A 16,437-nucleotide genomic window follows, 5' to 3' on the forward strand; every position below is an offset into this window, starting at 1 on the left:
ATAGCCTGCTTTTTTAGGATTAACCCGGAATAAATTCAGGAAATACCACGGATCCGATCAGAACGACGACGGAGAATCTCCACAGTCGAAAGCATGATTATGGATAAAGCTACAAGTAACGTCGCAACTGCCAAAATTGTTGGGCTAATCTGCTCACGAATACCTGCCCACATCTGCATAGGCATTGTTCTTTGCTCAACACCTGCGATGAATATGGCAACGACCACTTCATCAAACGAAGTCATCAAAGCAAAGAGTGCACCTGAAATTACACCCGTCATAATTAAAGGCATGGTTACTTTGAAGAATGTGTACGTTGGGGTTGCACCCAAGCTTGCCCCTGCTCTTATCAGAGTTGTATCGAAATTGCTAAGCGTAGCTGTAACCGTAATTACAACAAAAGGTGTCCCAAGTGCTGTATGAGCAAGGATCAAACCAAAATACGAATTGGAAATCCCAAGGGATGAGTAGAAAAAGAACATCCCGGCCGCAGCAATAATCAGAGGTACAATCATCGGAGAGATCAACAGCCCCATGATTATTCCTTTATAAGGCAACTCTGAACGGCTAAGGCCTAACGCAGCAATAGTACCGAGGCTAGTGGACAATATCGTTGCAAAAAATGCTACGATAACAGAGTTTTTAATTGATTCTTGCCACCGATCACTCGTGAAGAAATCTTCATACCATTTAAGAGAATATGCTTCAGGATCAAGCGTTAGCATACCTTCTGTAAAGCTAAAATAAGGCTCAACATTGAAGGATAACGGAACGATGATCAGGATTGGAGTAATAAGGAAGATGAAAATAAGAGCACAAATACCCCTAAATCCATAATACCATGCTCTCTCCAGAGGTCCTGCATAAGAAGGTACAGCCATTTTATTACCCCAACTTCACTTTTTTATCGCCAACCAATTGGCTGTAAAGACCAAATATTGCCAACACCATGACCAGCAACATAACACCAAGCGCTGCCGCTAAACCCCAGTTAAGCGATGATTGCATGTGATAAGCAATCATGTTGCCAATGAACCGTCCTGACTGGCCGCCGACGAGTGCTGGCGTAATGTAGTAACCAATCGACAGAATAAACACCAATATCGCCCCGGCAGACACACCCGGAATTGTTTGGGGTACGTATACTTTCCAGAAAGCAGTCCAGTTCGTTGCACCAAGAGAGCGCGCTGCTCTTACATAACTCGGAGGCACCGTTTTCATAACAGAATAAAGTGGCAGGATCATAAATGGCAGCAGGATATGTGTCATAGCGACAACCGTTCCTATTGCATTATAGATCATTTGCACTCGGGCTTCGTTATTTAAAACCCCGACCCAAACAAGAAGATCATTCAAAATACCTTCGGTCTGAAGCAATGCGATCCATGAACTTGTTCTGACCAGCAATGAAGTCCAAAAGGGAAGAAGAACAAGAATCATTAACAAATTAGCGGTCTTCAAAGGTAACGAAGACAAAAGAAAAGATACAGGATAACCTAACAACACCGTCATAAAGGTTATGAGAAGACTCATCCATATAGTACGCCAAAACAACTTAAGATAAATCTGTGTCTTCTCTGGCGCGAAAGACACATCCCCATCGGGTGATTCTTCCATATCAAATGCGTTAATAAAATAGGATGCCGTTACCGGCGTTCCCATCTTTTTGATAATTTTCCAGGTATCAATATCACCCCATTTCTTTTTAATTTTTATGAGGGATTCTTTGTAGGGCGCTTTTATCTGTTTATATTTTCTTGCGGAACCTGTGATGAGGCTGCGCATCCCACTTTTTTCATAGTTTAACCGGGTTGCAGCCTTACCAATCGTTTTGGCCTTGCGACCTTCAATCAAATCTGTAGCGAGAGCTGCGTAAATGGTCTCGTCAGGTAAAGCTTGTCCGTCCCAGCTTTTAAGTGCCTCGGTAACATTGGGCATATAGGTTATAACTTGGGGATTATCGACAGAACGAACCAGCATATTTCCAATTGGAAAAATGAACGTAACCAGAATGAAGGCAACCAATGGTAAGACTAATAAGGTAGCTTTTATTTTTTTTTGCCGTAACGAGCGGCTCAAATCACCCTTAAGCTTTCTCTGCTCCTCAGGGCTCAGATCCCCCTTAAGCTTTCGCTGCTCTTCAAGGCTCAAATCTCCAGTTGAATCGACCGTTATTGCCATATTATTTCCCAGATATTTTTCGCGTTTAAGACACTTATGAAAATGATGCACGCATCACTCACAAAAGTGTTGGAAGGAAGCATTTCTGCTTCCCTCCAAAACTAAAGAAAAATTATTGAGCCAACCAAGCGTTGAAACGCTCGCTCAAATCATCTTTGTTATCTGCCCAGAAACCAGGATCTTTTTTAACCGGAGTTTTAAAGTTATCTGGGTGAGTTGGCATGTGAGGACCCATATCAATACCAGTTGTGATATGAGTGCTAACTAGAGGTGCAGCAGATGCACGAGCAGGACCGTAAGAAATGAACTTAGCCTGATCAGCGTTGCGTTGCGTATCTGTTGCATAACGGAGGTAATCCATGGCTGCCTTCATGTTAGGAGCGCCTTTAGGAATTACGTAGCCATCAAGTTCAAACACCTGACCATCCCAGATGATGGTGAATGGTTGCTTGTCATTTACTTGAGCGTCAAAAATACGACCGTTATAACCAGATGCTACGGAAACTTCACCATCAGCAAGAAGTTGAACAGCTTGAGACCCAGCTTCCCACCAAACAACACTGTCTTTAATCGTGTCTAGTTTAGCAAAAGCACGGTCGACACCTTCTGGAGTATCCAGAACATCGTAAACATCAGCAACGGCTACACCGTCAGCAATCAAAGCCCACTCCAGATTTGCATCTGGTTTTTTCTCAAGAGCACGTTTACCTGGATATTTTTTCAGGTCAAAGACATCGGCAATTGTTGAAGGTTTGTCACCAGAGAAGGCTGTATCATTAAAAGCAATCACTGTTGAATAAACGATCGTTGGGACAAAACAACCGTTCAAAGAACCTGGAATAAAATCTTCCAGTGCAGCTGTTCCATCAGGAGCAGCATTAAGGTCTTTGTTGTAATCAAGTTCTACAGCCAGGCCTTCATCACAAGCGAGCATGGAATCACCCTCGAGGATATCAAGAACATCCCAAGTTACGTTCCCGGCTTCGGCTTGAGCACGTAGACCAGCCAGACCGTTACCAGCCTGATCTGAATCTAGAATTGTTACACCTGTTTTTGCAGTAAAAGGATCACTATAAGCGCCACGCTGACTGGCAGTATAAGCACCACCCCAGGATACAACAGTAATACTATCAGCAGCCTGAACAGCTGTTGCAGCTACCAGTGAACCCAGCACAAGAGCTGTGGAAATTTTCAAAGTTTTCTTCATTCTTAATATGCCTCCCTAAGGCTTTTATGACCTTGTGTTAAAAAACACTACATTATCTCCTATCTGCAAAAAGACAGAAGATGGTCTTAATTATCAGGCATCAAGTGCCCGACAATCGTCAATACTCCAACCGATTGGAATGGTATCGCCTTCGACGAGACCTTTCTTATCGGAAGAATTTGGAACTTTGACGATAAAATCATCATGACCACAGACGTTCATGCGAACGCGAATATGGTCACCGAGATAGATAACTTCTTCAGCTTTGCCAGAGAACATGTTCTGGCACTGTCCATCAGCAGGATTTAAGAAAACCCGCTCCGGACGAAGAGAAAGCGTTGTTGCGGTGTTGGCACCGGCAGTATTGATATCCAGCGCCTTCACACGATCGCCGTTATCCAGAACAACTTCGCAAATCCCGTCAGCTAAGGCATCAACCTTTCCAGTAAGTGTATTATTCTCACCGATAAACTGAGCGACAAAAGCGTTTTCTGGCTTTTCATATAGCTCGACAGGTGGAGCCAGCTGCTGAATGCGACCATCTTCAAAAACAGCAATCCGGTTCGACATTGTTAGCGCTTCGGACTGATCATGGGTCACGTAAACAACCGTCACACCCAGACGATCATGGATATGCTTGATTTCATACTGCATTTGCTCACGCAGATTTTTATCAAGTGCGCCGAGAGGCTCATCCATCAGTACCAAATCAGGTTCAAAGACCAAGGCACGCGCAACAGCAACACGCTGTTGCTGACCGCCAGAAAGCTGAGCCGGACGCCTGTTACCAAACTGACCTAGCTCAACCATATCAAGGGCACGCTGAACCTTTTCTTCAACCTCAGCCTTACCCATTTTCCGAACGAGAAGGGGGAAAGCCAAGTTTTCAGCAACGGTCATATGCGGGAACAAAGCATAGTTCTGGAAAACCATACCAATTCCGCGCTTATGGGGCGCCACGTTATTAATTGAGCGTCCGTTAAGGAAGATATCGCCATGGGTTGCGGTTTCAAAACCAGCAAGCATCATTAACGAAGTTGTTTTACCAGACCCGGAAGGGCCCAACATTGTTAGAAATTCGCCCCGGGGAATGTCAACGTTAAGGTCTTTAACAACCAAATTTACGCCGTCATAACTCTTCTGGACCCCATCAAAGCGTACATACGCTTCGTTAGATGCGGGATTCGCCATAGCGCTTATTGCCTCGCTACCTGTTCAAATTTATCACGCAGTACGCGTGCTTTTCGTTAACGCACATTAGAGACACTAATTCTGAATGAATCAAGCGCTCACAAAAAATTATGGCGCAAATTCACAAAATAGCGTCCGATTAAATCGTCTGTTTCAAGGCTGGTTCTTTGATATTAATTTGACTGTACAAGTCCTGCCTCCCTCACCCAATTTTATATTGAGCTTATTTTTATTCTAAACAGCAAAGACAACAATTTGTAAGTTTAGTTGTCGTATCGCTCCTCTTTTGAGAGCTTATTATTTACTGTTCAGTTAACTGCCAAAACCACATTTACGATGACCCATGAACCTCAAACTGTCATGAATAAATGTGACATTAACATGAACCAATGAGACATAATGACTTATTTTTCGTCTAATCGCGACATTTTCATCTCTTCAAACGCCGACAGACAAAATTAAATTCATTTCGCTCACTCCCCTATACAAGTCAGGACAGCTTGTCGCTAACAAGACAACAGAACAACAAGAAATCGGCGGGACCAATTTAATCAACTTTTATCATATCTCCCACAAAGTCGGTGATGGCCCCAAAAAGGAGAGAAGGTCTCCAAGCGACATAATTAAGCTGCAACCAAACAGCATATGTTTCGACCAAAACTGCCCTCCCCTATATACATCACATTTCAGGGCACATCACACCTTGGGGCACCCGCATCAATAGGCAGAACCTTCAGGGTTGGACAGGTTATGTATTTCAGCTCCTGTTAAAGGGGGATTAAAAACACTAACCAGCACAAGGTCCGAAGCTTTCCCACCGCGCAGGAAATGGCGATCGTTTTTATCAAGCACATATATGTCACCCTGTTTAATTGGAAATATATTGCCTTCCATATCTTCGACTTCACCTTCACCCGCGATACAATAACAAGCTTCGAGATGATTTCGATACTCAAGCAATGACTGGGACCCCGAATGCACAACTGTATGGCACACAGTAAAGCCCATACCATCGACTTCGGTCAGCATTCTGTGGCTGGTCCCGTTACCCCAATCGACAAAACGATCCGTCTTTTCAACATCTTTAAGTGCACGTACAAACATTGCTTTATCTCTGTATATTTTGCTAACATAAATTCACCAAATACGAGGACATGCGACAGCACGTATTTATAGAAACATGCTTGGTTATCCTAATTCTTGGTAATTAAGAAAAAACATGACGGAATTATCTATTATCGACAAATGATCAATATTCACAAAGATGGTTATAATTTCTAACAATGAAAATGCCCCCTTTAAATGCCCTTAAAACTTTCGAAGTGGCGGCGCGACATCAAAATTTTTCCCGTGCTGGCGATGAATTGTGCGTCACTCATGCAGCTATAAGTCACCAAATCAAAAACCTTGAGGACTGGTTCGGGAGAAAATTATTTCGACGACAAAACAGGCGCGTACGCCTTACCAGAGCTGGTCAATATCTCTTATCTCACATATCAGTACTGTTCGAAGAAATGGCAGACGTTTGCCAGAGGGTTAAATCCAGCGGTCAGCGTCACACATTATCTGTTGGCTGCATCCCCTCTATTGCCGCTCGTTGGTTAATTCCCCACTTAGGGAACTTCTCAACACAACATCAAGACATCGACCTACAAGTACTTTACGCACAGGCAGACAATAGACTGTCAGACGGCGACTACGATATCTTGATAACACTCGGCGAAGACACCGCAGCACATGTCAAAAGTGAGAAAATATTTTCGCGAGCAACTCGACCAGTCTGCAGTCCTGGCTTTTTGGAAAAACATCCCGACCTGTCCAATCCACTAAATATCGCCAAGGTTAGTCTGCTTCACGACGAAACCAAAGAGGATTGGCAGGATTGGTTTTCTAAAGCGGGCATAACTGAAATCAACCAACTCAGCGGACCCATTTTTCAGGATACAAATTTGATGACAACTGCCGTCATTGCGGGTCACGGCATTGCATTATGTCCTGTGGAAATTTACCGGGAAGAAATTACGCGAGGCGATCTCATCCCCCTCTCGGAAGTAGAAACCAATACAGATGCCGGGTATTATCTAACGACAGAAAGCGAGAGATCCGAAGCCGTAGAAATTTTTGTCGACTGGTTCAAAGCAATTACTAATCAACAAAAGAAAACAAGCTGAAGGCTCTGTTACAAGCTATCGAATGGAGCCCTCCCATCAGCTACAGTTCTGGAACAATCTTCCCTGGATTTAACAGCCCCTTCGGATCCAGGGCCTGCTTGATTGCACGCATAACCCCAACAGCATTTTCTCCGTGTTCACGGACAAGGTATTTTTTCTTCCCCAGTCCCACACCATGCTCACCAGTACACGTCCCCTCAAAACCTATGGCCATTTCCACCATGGCCGTATTCACTTTTGCGGCACGTTCCATTTCATCTTCATTTTCCGTATCAACAATAAACAGAACATGAAAATTGCCATCGCCGACATGACCAACAATTGGCGCAATCAAGTTTGCTTCGTCAATGAGCCTTCTAGTCTCCAATATACATGCGGCGAGTTGTGAAACGGGGACACAAACATCAGTTGGCCACCCCTGACAACCCGTTCTCAGACTAATACCTGCGTAATAGGCATCATGCCTTGCCTGCCAAAGCTTATTGCGATCCTCTTGCCGGCTCGCCCACTGGAAATCCCCACCACCATAATCGTGAACGATTTCACCGACGCGCTCTGCCATTTCTGCAACACTTGCTTCTGTGCCATGAAATTCAAAGAACAGTGTTGGTGCCACGGCATAGTTCAGCTTTGAATAGCGATTAACCGCATCCATCTGCACATCATCAAGTAACTCGATCCGTGCAACAGGGATTCCTGACTGGACTATCAGCATAACCGCGTTCACAGCAGCTTCCAGACTCTCAAAAGAACAAACTGCAGAAGAAATGGCTTCAGGAATACCATACAGCTTCAATTGCAATTCGGTAATAATCCCCAACGTCCCCTCAGAGCCAACAAGCATCCTAGTCAGATCGTATCCCGCAGAGGACTTTCGCGCTCGTCCGCCCGTTTTAACAATTTTCCCATCCGCCATAACCGCAGTTAGCCCCAAAACATTATCCCGCATCGTGCCGTAACGCACCGCATTTGTTCCTGAGGCTCTTGTTGCTGCCATCCCCCCTAATGAAGCATCCGCGCCGGGATCAATAGGAAAGAACAACCCGGTATCCCGAAGATGTTGATTTACCTGCTTACGCGTAACCCCAGCTTGCACCTTACAATCCAGATCTTCATCATTCACCTCGAGAATGTCGGCCATCTCGGACAAATCAATACATAAACCTCCAGCGACAGCGGCAACATGCCCCTCAAGTGATGTCCCTGTACCAAATGGGACAACAGGACAGTTATGCTCATCACACAAACGCATGATGGCAGAAACTTCCTCTGTCGAACGAGCAAAGGCGACTGCCTCAGGTGCCATTCCAGGGTGATGGGATTCCCCTTGACCATGCCGGTCACAAATAGCCGCTGAAAAATTCAAGCGTTTACCCAACAGCTCAAGAAGAGAGTCTTTCAGCACGTTATTGAGCCGGGTCTTGTTTCTCATTCCATCACCATTGTTTTCAAACGTTATATTATTGGGGAGCCACTGATACAGTTCTTAGAAAAGTTAGATGGCTAAAGGATATCCAAGAGATTAGTCTAGCATGTGAAATAAAAACCTGCCAATAAGCAAACCAAGCTTGTAGCCCCCTTTGCAACCTCGGCGACGACCTCAATTTTCAAGTTAGGCAACCAGCCCCCAAAAGGGTTCAAACAACAAATAGGGAAATACCATTGCTAGAGACAGATTTATATCCCCCGATTAAGTCATATCTGGAAAAGCAGGGCTACGAGGTAAAGTCTGAGATCAAAGGCTGTGATGTTGTCGCTGTGAGAGGAAATGAGCAACCTGTCATCGTGGAACTAAAAACGGGCTTCAACTTGCCCCTTCTCTTTCAAGGCATTGACCGCCAAAACATGTCAGAGGATGTATATCTAGCCTTTGCAATACCCGCCAAACTAAAACGTACAAATCCATGGTTTCGTTTCAAAAGTGATATTATTAAGTTATGCCGACGCCTTGGCCTTGGGTTAATCACAGTTCGGTTCGCAGAAGATAATCCTGTCGACATCCAGGTTCATCAAGATCCAGGCCCCTACGTTCCCCGAAAGAATACTCGGCGGAAAGGGCTTCTGCTCCAAGAGTTCGACCGCCGCGTGGGCGATCCCAACCAAGGAGGCATTAACAAACGCCCTATCATCACCGCATACAGGCAAGACGCCCTTCGTTGCGCCAACTACATTAATGCGCAGGGTAAAGCAAAAGTATCTGAGATCCGGAAAAGCACTCAGGTTGACAAAACAGCAGCCATATTACAACGCGATGTCTATGGTTGGTTTATCCGGGTAGAGAGAGGAATCTATGAACTTTCGCCCAAGGGAACTGAAGCCCTCACCACATTTTCCGACATCATTGTATCTCTCGCCCCTGCGCTTAAGGAGGAAAAACGCACGACAAATTGATCGACACATTGTTTATTAATTAAGCATGACCTTTGATAATAAAGAAAAGCACCACAATATAGATACTGGACCTGAATTATTGACGGCATCTGAAATGCGGTCATAGAGCTGCCTCAATTGGCATATAGTTAAGTGGAACTATGCGATATATACTCAAACCAATCAGATTGTTTATCGGGATAATTTTACTGCTCCTTTTGGGTCCGGCAATAATTGCTTTTTCCGGTGAAGTCGATCTTAAGACACCCTGGAGCGAAGCAAACCATGATCGAATTGGTATCGCTCCAAATCCTGCCGATACTCCGGAAGCTATCGTTCAGGTTTATGGTGCCAGAACTTTTAACTGGCGCGGCGCCTTTGCTGTACACACCTGGATCGCCGTCAAACCAGAGAATGCTTCTTCCTACACCCGGCTTGAGGTCATTGGCTGGCGGCGATACAGAGGCCTACCGGTCATATCAGCAACAGCCGCCTGGCCAGATCGTAACTGGTTTGGTGCCAAGCCCGAAATTTACTACGAATTAAGGGGGCAAGAAGCCCAACAGATTATCCCTCAGATTATAGAGGCTGCTCGATCTTATCCCTATCCCGAAGAATACGAAGCCTGGCCCGGCCCCAACTCCAACACTTTTACAGCTCATGTCCTACGACACGTACCAGACATGGAAGTGGACTTGCCACCAACGGCAATCGGGAAGGATTATCTGGACGAAAGCAATCATTTCATGGCCTCTGCCCCAAGCAATACGGGCGTACAAATCTCCCTTTACGGTGTAGTAGGTGCAGTAGGTGCCATTTTAGCCAAATCCGAAGGCATCGAGATAAACCTTTTGGGGCTTAATTTTGGCCTGGATCCTGACAACTTGGCTGTAAGACTACCCGGGATCGGTAAACTTGGTTTTATTCCAGACACTGTACCAGCACCTGAATAAGCGCTAACAAAACGGAACAAATGGTGATCATCTCCCTATATGGGATTGACTCTCAAGTAAGAGCAAGTTAGTGCAAAAGGCTGAACACACCTGTTTTAAAAGACCCTTATTCCAAGACGACTGGCTCTGCTTAAAAATTAAGGCATAATGAAACTATCATGAGTATTTGGGGAAAAATTGTTGGTGGAGCTGCTGGCTTTGCGTTGGGCGGACCGATTGGCGCTTTTGTCGGCGCTATGGCGGGACACGCCGTAGATCGCATGAGGTCTGAGCCTGAAGAGGGTGGCGACAGTACCAAGCAAATTACCTTTACCATTGGTGTGATCGTTCTCGGGGCCAAAATGGCAAAGGCCGACGGCGTTGTAACCAAGGATGAAGTCGCAGCATTCAAACAGGTCTTCCGCATCCCCCCTGAAGAAATGAAAAATGTCGGCCGGCTTTTCGACCGCGCAAGACAAGATGCGGAAGGTTTTGAACCTTACGCCCATCAAATCAGCAGAACTTTCAAGGACAATCCTGCCGTACTTGAAGAGCTTCTTAATGGCCTGTTCCACATTGCCAAGGCAGACGGAACGGTATCTTCTGAAGAAGTCGTATTCTTGCAACGCATTGCGGAAATTTTTGGTTTCAGCGAAATACAATGGGACAGGTTGCACGCCTCAAACGTTGGACCCGACAAATGTGATCCCTACCGTATTCTTGGTGTTCAGCGTAGCGACGACGATAAAGTTATCAAGGCAGCACATCGCAAACTTGTTATTGAAAACCACCCCGACAAATTGGTCGCGCAGGGCATGCCACAGGAATTTGTGGACCTTGCCAATGAAAAACTGGCTGCGATTAATGCCGCCTACGACCAGATCAAACAACTTAGAAGTTAAGAACACACATTAAAATGGCTCCTCCTTCACACCTTGTTGCGCTTAATGGCGCCGGCCTACGCTTTGGCACAAAAACCCTTTTTCAAGATCTCTCTTTTGGTCTCGCTAAGGGAGAAAAAGCCTGCCTTGTTGGCCGGAACGGAACAGGTAAATCCACCCTGCTCAAAATCATGGCCGGTCAACAGGAACTTGATGAGGGACAGCGCTTTCTCCAGCCAGGCGTTAAAGTTGCCTACCTGCCTCAGGATCCCGTTTTCGACCACGATGAAACCGTTTTTGAGCATGTAAAAGCCGGGTTGCGCCCAGAGGTCAGCGATGCTGACTACCTTGTCGATGCCATGCTTATTCACGTCAACCTACCTGGAGATCGCCTTCTTACAGGATTATCAGGTGGCGAAGGTCGTCGTGCTGCCCTGGCCCGCGCACTTATCAGCGACCCTGAAGTCTTGCTGATGGATGAGCCGACAAACCACTTGGATCTTCCAACCATACAATGGCTCGAAGAAGAACTCGGGAAATTTCGAGGAGCCTTGATGGTCATCAGCCATGACAGGGCCTTCCTCAACCACCTCACACGGCAAACTTTCTGGCTCGATCGCGGTAAGATCAACCGTCTTGGCAAAGGCTTCGAACACTATGAAGCCTGGGCTGACGAAATGCGCCAGAACGAAGAGCAGGAACTACACCGCCTCAAGCGGAAAATCGTTCGCGAGGAACACTGGTTACAACGCGGCGTAACTGGTCGACGCAAACGCAACATGGGCCGCTTGCGCAACTTACAGGATCTTCGTCAAAAACGTCAGGAGTGGATGAAAGCTCCCGGGACTGCCAAACTCCAGATTGATACCTTGGATACGGGCGGTGACAAGGTCATCACTGCTGAGAATATCAGCAAGTCATATCCCCTCAAGGATGGTGGCACCCGCGAAATCATTAAAGATTTCAGCACTAAGGTGAAACGCGGTGACCGCATTGGTCTTGTTGGTCCCAACGGTGCGGGCAAATCCACTGTGGTTAAAATGTTGCTGGGCAGGATCGAACCAGATAGCGGAAGTGTCAAACTCGGCACCAATCTAACCACACTTTATTTCGATCAAAAGCGCGAAGATCTCGATCCCAATAGCACTCTTTGGGAAGCCATGTCGCCGGGCGGTGGTGATTCTATTATGGTGCGCGGACAGCAAAAACACGTCGTGAGCTATCTAAAAGATTTCCTTTTCGACGAAGGCCAGGTTCGCCAACCAATTTACACTCTGTCAGGTGGCGAGAAAAATCGCCTTCTCCTAGCCCGCATGTTCGCACAAGCAAGTAATCTTTTGGTCCTCGATGAGCCAACAAACGATCTCGACATGGATACGCTGGACCTACTGGTAGAAGTGTTAGACGAGTACGATGGCACCTTGCTACTTGTAAGCCATGACCGTGACTTCCTTGACCGCCTGGCAACAGCCATCTACGCCGTAGAGGGCGATGGATCAGTGATTGAGTACGCTGGGGGTTATAGCGATTACCGAAATCAAAAAGCTTTGGGCACTGATGCCGATGGCCTACCAGATCTAAGTACAAGCAAGTCAGCCAAGAAAGAAAATACCCCGCGCTCAAAATCCTCAAAATCGGGAGGAAAACTTGGCTATAAAGAACAACGCGAATTAGACTCCCTTCCTAAACTTATGGACAAACTGACTACCGAGGCTCAAAAGCTTGAGGCTGAAATGGCAGACCCACAACTTTACAGCAAGAACCCTGAGCGGTTCCAGACGGCGACGAAACTACTTGGGAAAGCGCATGAGGATCTAGCTACAGCAGAAGAACGCTGGCTTGAGTTGGAAGAAAAACAAGAGAGTCTAAAGTCAGGTAATAACTAGAAAATACTGAATCACGGCGGTAACGATACCATGGAGCAGGTTGATTGCATTGTCATTGGCGCAGGTGTTGTTGGTATGGCTTGCGCTCGTACTCTAGCTCTCGACGGACGCGAAGTTATTGTTATTGAAAAAGAGACGATGCCCGGGTCTGAAATCTCTGCTCGAAATAGCGGCGTCATTCATGCTGGTATCTACTACCCAATCAGCAGTTTAAAGGCAGAGCTTTGCCTTAGAGGAAATGAACTTCTCTACCCTTATTGCGCTGATCATGCCGTCCCCCACAAAAAATGCGGTAAGCTCATTGTGGCGACATGTTCAGAGGAAGAGCCTGCCTTAGAGAAAATAAAACAACTCGCAAACGCCAATGGCGTTGATGATCTCTACTACCTTTCCACGGAAGAGATTAGAGGTCGAGAACCCGATCTCGATATTACCAAAGCCCTCTACTCCCCTTCGACCGGGATAGTTGATGTCCACAGTTTAATCCTGGCTTTTCAGGGTGATCTTGAAAATTGCGGAGGTATGATTGCACTTAATACTCCCGTGCTGAGTGGAGAGGTTTCCGGTAAAGGGATCGTTCTTGAGACTGGTGGTGAAAGCCCGATGACACTCTGTGCAAAGACTGTCATCAATGCAGCCGGCCTCGGCGCAACGGGACTTGTCCAAAAATTTAATGGCTTTCCCAATAACCTGATCCCTGAACTCTATTATGCCAAGGGTAATTATTTCAGCTTAAATGGAAAATCTCCGTTCAAACACCTGATTTACCCTGTACCTGAGGCGGCGGGGCTTGGTGTACATGTAACCCTCGACCTTGAAGGACAGGTGCGGTTTGGTCCAGATGTAGAATGGACAGAAAACCTTGAATACGAAGTAGATCCAACCCGATCTGCCCCTTTCTATAAAGCCATCAGACGTTATTGGCCCGCCCTGAAAGATGGTTCTCTAACCCCGGATTATTCTGGTATACGCCCCAAGCTCCAAGCACCGGGAGAGAATGCTGCAGATTTTGTTATCCAAGACGAAGAACTCCATGGCGTCCCCGGGCTAGTGAACCTCTTTGGTATTGAATCCCCTGGCCTTACGTCGTGCATGGCGATCGCTGAGAAAGTTCTGACCAAATGTTGAGCCAGATACTGTAATCACTGCAGAGGGCAATCCGGGTCTGGCGAGATAATCCCGCGTATGCACTAGAGGCTCACATTCCCGGGCACCAGACTGGGTAAATAAATTCCCTTCCTCAGCAAAAAGAGAAGCCAGCAACGCTTTCAATTTTGAATGCATTTTTCTCATACCATGAAGCCCTCTTTACTAAATTCTGTAAGTATTCTTTATTTAATTCAAAACTTAAGATCTCTCCCCCTTGTTCTTCAAACTGGAATTAGTCATAGTTAAATGAGTTTTTCTCATGGAAAGAACAATGCACAGACAACTTCCTCCCCTTAACGCGCTCAAGGCTTTTGAAGCGGCGGCACGGCACCTCAGCTTTACAGAGGCCGCAGAGGAATTGCATGTCACCCAGGGAGCAATTAGCCGGCAAATCAAAACTCTGGAAGAACACTATCAAATCCAATTGTTCCAGAGGCGGCATCGAGGGCTAGAGCTTACAGAAGGCGGGCATAGATTATTACCCGTACTCAGCGAAGTGTTTGATCGTATTCAAGCCGTGTCAGAAGAATTGACGGGACACAGCCAAGATCTTACCATCAAGGTCCTCCCCTCTTTTGCGGTCAGGTGGCTGATACCCCGGCTCGCAAAATTTCAGCAAATGGAGCCCGATATCAATGTTCGCCTGACAACCGCTTGGCACACCGTGGACTTTGATAAAGAAAGCTATGACGCAGGAATTTTACATAGCCACCACATGATACCAGGCTTACACGACACAATCATCACGAACGAATGGATGACCCCCGTTTGCTCGCCAGAACTTATGAATAAACTGCCGACTGACTACACGCCCAACGACCTTAAACACCTAACACTACTCTTTTGTGGAAGCGGATGTCAGGAATGGGGGCAATGGTGCCAACAAGTGGGTACAACTGAAGTGAATTCAGACATCGGCCAATCTTTCGACACCACTGACAGTGCACTACAGGCCGCGACAAGTGGGTTCGGTATTGCAATGGGGGACATTTCAATGATTGAGGATGACCTTAAATCTGGCAGGTTAAAAATGCCCTTCCCAGAATATGCATCCCTTGTTGGCCACTACCACCTTGTATGCCCAAAGAACAAAGCCAATAAACCAGCCTTGCGGAAGTTTAGAAACTGGCTTTTGTCTGAATCTACGGAATTAACAGCCAATAACCCAATGCTAAAAAGACTGGAAGAACACTATGCAAATCAATCATAAATTCCAGTCTCCCAATTTTGGGCCCCGTCCTGATGATGTCCAGATTGACATGCTCCTGCTTCACTACACGGGCATGAAAACGGGGCAAGAAGCCCTAGAGCGACTATGCGATCCAGCAGCCCAAGTCAGCGCTCACTACCTGATCGAAGAAGACGGTCGCATTTTTCAAATGGTCGCTGAAGAAAATCGCGCTTGGCATGCCGGCCTCGGCTCCTGGCAGGGGCAAGGTGATATCAATAGCTGCTCCATTGGCATTGAGATCGTTAACCCCGGTCACGAGTGGGGGTACCGTTCCTTTCCCGAACAACAAATGCGGGCAGTGATCAACCTATGCAAAGACATATTGGCCCGTAATAAAATTCCAGCTCACAGAGTCCTCGCCCATTCTGATGTTGCCCCCGAACGCAAAGAAGATCCTGGTGAATTGTTTGACTGGAAACAACTGGCAAAAGAAGCTATCGGGATCTACCCCAAGGACACCCTAAGGGATTCCCCCTGTGACGCCCCCTGTGACGACCCCGGCCGTGATCTCAGAGAAAATGCGGTAAACGAAGGTAATTTCCTCCAAAAACTGGAGAACTTCGGATATCAGATTGATCACACAACTCCTCATGCCCCACTAACAATTGCGGCGATAATTGCTTTCCAACGTCACTTTCGCCCGGACAAACTAGACGGGGTTATCGATAATGAATGCTGCCTGATCTTGAGCAAATTGCATTCCCAACTTGACGCCCACAACAATCCGACCTAACTGTACCCCGTCAGACGGTCCGACAGGCTGCTCTTTTTGGCAGGTTCGCCTGAACCGAAAAGGGAGGAAAGTCCGGGCTCCACGGGAATACGGTGCCGGGTAACGCCCGGCGGGGGCGACCCTAGGGAAAGTGCCACAGAAAGCAAACCACCTGTAGGTTGTAACTCTTCTTGGGTTTCAATAAGCAGGTAAGGGTGAAAGGGTGCGGTAAGAGCGCACCGCGCGTCCAGAGATGGAAGCGGCATGGTAAACCCCACCGGGAGCAAAACTAAATAGGGTCGGCAGGTCCACAAAATTTCGGTTTTGAGGGATCAGGTGCTTTTCCGCATCGTCGACCGGGTCAGTTGCGAGAGGTGTCCAGCGATGGGCATCCCAGATGAATAGCCTTCCGTTGTCAAAGAGCTTCGGCTTTGCGGCAAGCGACAAAACCCGGCTTATGACCGTCTGACATTTTCAAAAGCCCCACTTCAACTCCTGAGATCGAGTCTACACGCCTGCGATAGAA

At 46.7% G+C, this 16,437-nt stretch carries 14 protein-coding genes and 1 other RNA gene; 9 read left to right on the plus strand and 6 right to left on the minus strand.

Going from position 1 to position 16,437, the window contains the following annotated elements; genetic code table 11:
- Positions 1-35: 35 nt before the first annotated feature.
- From ACOGW3_RS26475 to ACOGW3_RS26495, 5 genes are all read right to left on the minus strand, one after another.
- Positions 36-881, minus strand: coding sequence for an ABC transporter permease (locus ACOGW3_RS26475; protein WP_419905665.1), 846 nt, complete (start codon positions 879-881; stop codon positions 36-38).
- Positions 882-885: 4 nt separating this feature from the next.
- Positions 886-2,181 carry an ABC transporter permease gene (locus ACOGW3_RS26480; RefSeq protein WP_419905666.1) on the minus strand — a complete coding sequence of 432 codons (1,296 nt, stop codon included), beginning with the start codon at positions 2,179-2,181 and terminating at the stop codon, positions 886-888.
- Between the two features lie 112 nt (positions 2,182-2,293).
- On the minus strand, positions 2,294-3,388 hold the full coding sequence (locus ACOGW3_RS26485; protein WP_419905667.1) for an ABC transporter substrate-binding protein: 1,095 nt from the start codon (positions 3,386-3,388) through the stop codon (positions 2,294-2,296).
- A gap of 93 nt (positions 3,389-3,481) precedes the next feature.
- Positions 3,482-4,579, minus strand: a complete 1,098-nt coding sequence (locus ACOGW3_RS26490; protein WP_419905668.1) for an ABC transporter ATP-binding protein — start codon at positions 4,577-4,579, stop codon at positions 3,482-3,484.
- Positions 4,580-5,296: 717 nt separating this feature from the next.
- The gene (locus tag ACOGW3_RS26495; protein ID WP_419905669.1) at positions 5,297-5,683 is read right to left on the minus strand and encodes an ectoine synthase; all 387 of its coding nucleotides are present in this window, start codon (positions 5,681-5,683) and stop codon (positions 5,297-5,299) included.
- A gap of 179 nt (positions 5,684-5,862) precedes the next feature.
- On the opposite strand from ACOGW3_RS26495, the gene ACOGW3_RS26500 reads away from it, so the two are divergent.
- Positions 5,863-6,750 (plus strand): LysR substrate-binding domain-containing protein, encoded by an 888-nt coding sequence (locus ACOGW3_RS26500; protein ID WP_419905670.1) that lies wholly within the window; start codon positions 5,863-5,865, stop codon positions 6,748-6,750.
- Positions 6,751-6,790: 40 nt separating this feature from the next.
- Here ACOGW3_RS26500 and ACOGW3_RS26505 read toward each other — a convergent pair whose 3' ends face one another.
- Complete coding sequence (locus ACOGW3_RS26505) at positions 6,791-8,182, minus strand: FAD-binding oxidoreductase (RefSeq protein WP_419905671.1); 1,392 nt, start codon at positions 8,180-8,182, stop codon at positions 6,791-6,793.
- A gap of 230 nt (positions 8,183-8,412) precedes the next feature.
- Here ACOGW3_RS26505 and ACOGW3_RS26510 point away from each other — a divergent pair, with 230 nt between their 5' ends.
- The 8 genes from ACOGW3_RS26510 (at position 8,413) to rnpB (ending at position 16,384) form a co-directional block, all read left to right on the plus strand.
- Positions 8,413-9,141 carry a DUF2161 domain-containing phosphodiesterase gene (locus ACOGW3_RS26510; RefSeq protein ID WP_419905672.1) on the plus strand — a complete coding sequence of 243 codons (729 nt, stop codon included), beginning with the start codon at positions 8,413-8,415 and terminating at the stop codon, positions 9,139-9,141.
- A 140-nt stretch (positions 9,142-9,281) separates the two neighbouring features.
- Positions 9,282-10,073 carry a DUF3750 domain-containing protein gene (locus ACOGW3_RS26515; RefSeq protein WP_419905673.1) on the plus strand — a complete coding sequence of 264 codons (792 nt, stop codon included), beginning with the start codon at positions 9,282-9,284 and terminating at the stop codon, positions 10,071-10,073.
- A 158-nt stretch (positions 10,074-10,231) separates the two neighbouring features.
- Positions 10,232-10,954 carry a TerB family tellurite resistance protein gene (locus tag ACOGW3_RS26520; RefSeq protein ID WP_419905674.1) on the plus strand — a complete coding sequence of 241 codons (723 nt, stop codon included), beginning with the start codon at positions 10,232-10,234 and terminating at the stop codon, positions 10,952-10,954.
- Between the two features lie 14 nt (positions 10,955-10,968).
- Positions 10,969-12,819 (plus strand): ABC-F family ATP-binding cassette domain-containing protein, encoded by a 1,851-nt coding sequence (locus ACOGW3_RS26525; protein WP_419905675.1) that lies wholly within the window; start codon positions 10,969-10,971, stop codon positions 12,817-12,819.
- Positions 12,820-12,849: 30 nt separating this feature from the next.
- Positions 12,850-13,947, plus strand: a complete 1,098-nt coding sequence (locus ACOGW3_RS26530; RefSeq protein WP_419905676.1) for an NAD(P)/FAD-dependent oxidoreductase — start codon at positions 12,850-12,852, stop codon at positions 13,945-13,947.
- Positions 13,948-14,239: 292 nt separating this feature from the next.
- Positions 14,240-15,178, plus strand: a complete 939-nt coding sequence (gcvA, locus tag ACOGW3_RS26535) for a transcriptional regulator GcvA (protein WP_419905677.1) — start codon at positions 14,240-14,242, stop codon at positions 15,176-15,178.
- Complete coding sequence (locus ACOGW3_RS26540) at positions 15,162-15,932, plus strand: N-acetylmuramoyl-L-alanine amidase (RefSeq protein ID WP_419905678.1); 771 nt, start codon at positions 15,162-15,164, stop codon at positions 15,930-15,932. The genes gcvA and ACOGW3_RS26540 overlap by 17 nt, the downstream gene beginning before the upstream one ends.
- A 10-nt stretch (positions 15,933-15,942) precedes the next feature.
- An RNA gene (gene rnpB / locus ACOGW3_RS26545) (RNase P RNA component class A) lies at positions 15,943-16,384 on the plus strand.
- Positions 16,385-16,437: the final 53 nt, after the last annotated feature.

The organism is Kiloniella sp. (assembly GCF_965205715.1).
In the GTDB taxonomy this organism is placed as follows: domain Bacteria; phylum Pseudomonadota; class Alphaproteobacteria; order Kiloniellales; family Kiloniellaceae; genus Kiloniella.

What these genes read in the sequence shown, in the direction of transcription:
- ACOGW3_RS26475 (WP_419905665.1), bottom strand. Translation starts at nt 881, where the DNA reads ATGGCTGTACCTTCTTATGCAGGACCTCTGGAGAGAGCATGGTATTAT.
- ACOGW3_RS26480 (WP_419905666.1), bottom strand. Translation starts at nt 2,181, where the DNA reads ATGGCAATAACGGTCGATTCAACTGGAGATTTGAGCCTTGAAGAGCAG.
- ACOGW3_RS26485 (WP_419905667.1), bottom strand. Translation starts at nt 3,388, where the DNA reads ATGAAGAAAACTTTGAAAATTTCCACAGCTCTTGTGCTGGGTTCACTG.
- ACOGW3_RS26490 (WP_419905668.1), bottom strand. Translation starts at nt 4,579, where the DNA reads ATGGCGAATCCCGCATCTAACGAAGCGTATGTACGCTTTGATGGGGTC.
- ACOGW3_RS26495 (WP_419905669.1), bottom strand. Translation starts at nt 5,683, where the DNA reads ATGTTTGTACGTGCACTTAAAGATGTTGAAAAGACGGATCGTTTTGTC.
- ACOGW3_RS26500 (WP_419905670.1), top strand. Translation starts at nt 5,863, where the DNA reads ATGAAAATGCCCCCTTTAAATGCCCTTAAAACTTTCGAAGTGGCGGCG.
- ACOGW3_RS26505 (WP_419905671.1), bottom strand. Translation starts at nt 8,182, where the DNA reads ATGAGAAACAAGACCCGGCTCAATAACGTGCTGAAAGACTCTCTTCTT.
- ACOGW3_RS26515 (WP_419905673.1), top strand. Translation starts at nt 9,282, where the DNA reads ATGCGATATATACTCAAACCAATCAGATTGTTTATCGGGATAATTTTA.
- ACOGW3_RS26520 (WP_419905674.1), top strand. Translation starts at nt 10,232, where the DNA reads ATGAGTATTTGGGGAAAAATTGTTGGTGGAGCTGCTGGCTTTGCGTTG.
- ACOGW3_RS26525 (WP_419905675.1), top strand. Translation starts at nt 10,969, where the DNA reads ATGGCTCCTCCTTCACACCTTGTTGCGCTTAATGGCGCCGGCCTACGC.
- ACOGW3_RS26530 (WP_419905676.1), top strand. Translation starts at nt 12,850, where the DNA reads ATGGAGCAGGTTGATTGCATTGTCATTGGCGCAGGTGTTGTTGGTATG.
- gcvA (WP_419905677.1), top strand. Translation starts at nt 14,240, where the DNA reads ATGCACAGACAACTTCCTCCCCTTAACGCGCTCAAGGCTTTTGAAGCG.
- ACOGW3_RS26540 (WP_419905678.1), top strand. Translation starts at nt 15,162, where the DNA reads ATGCAAATCAATCATAAATTCCAGTCTCCCAATTTTGGGCCCCGTCCT.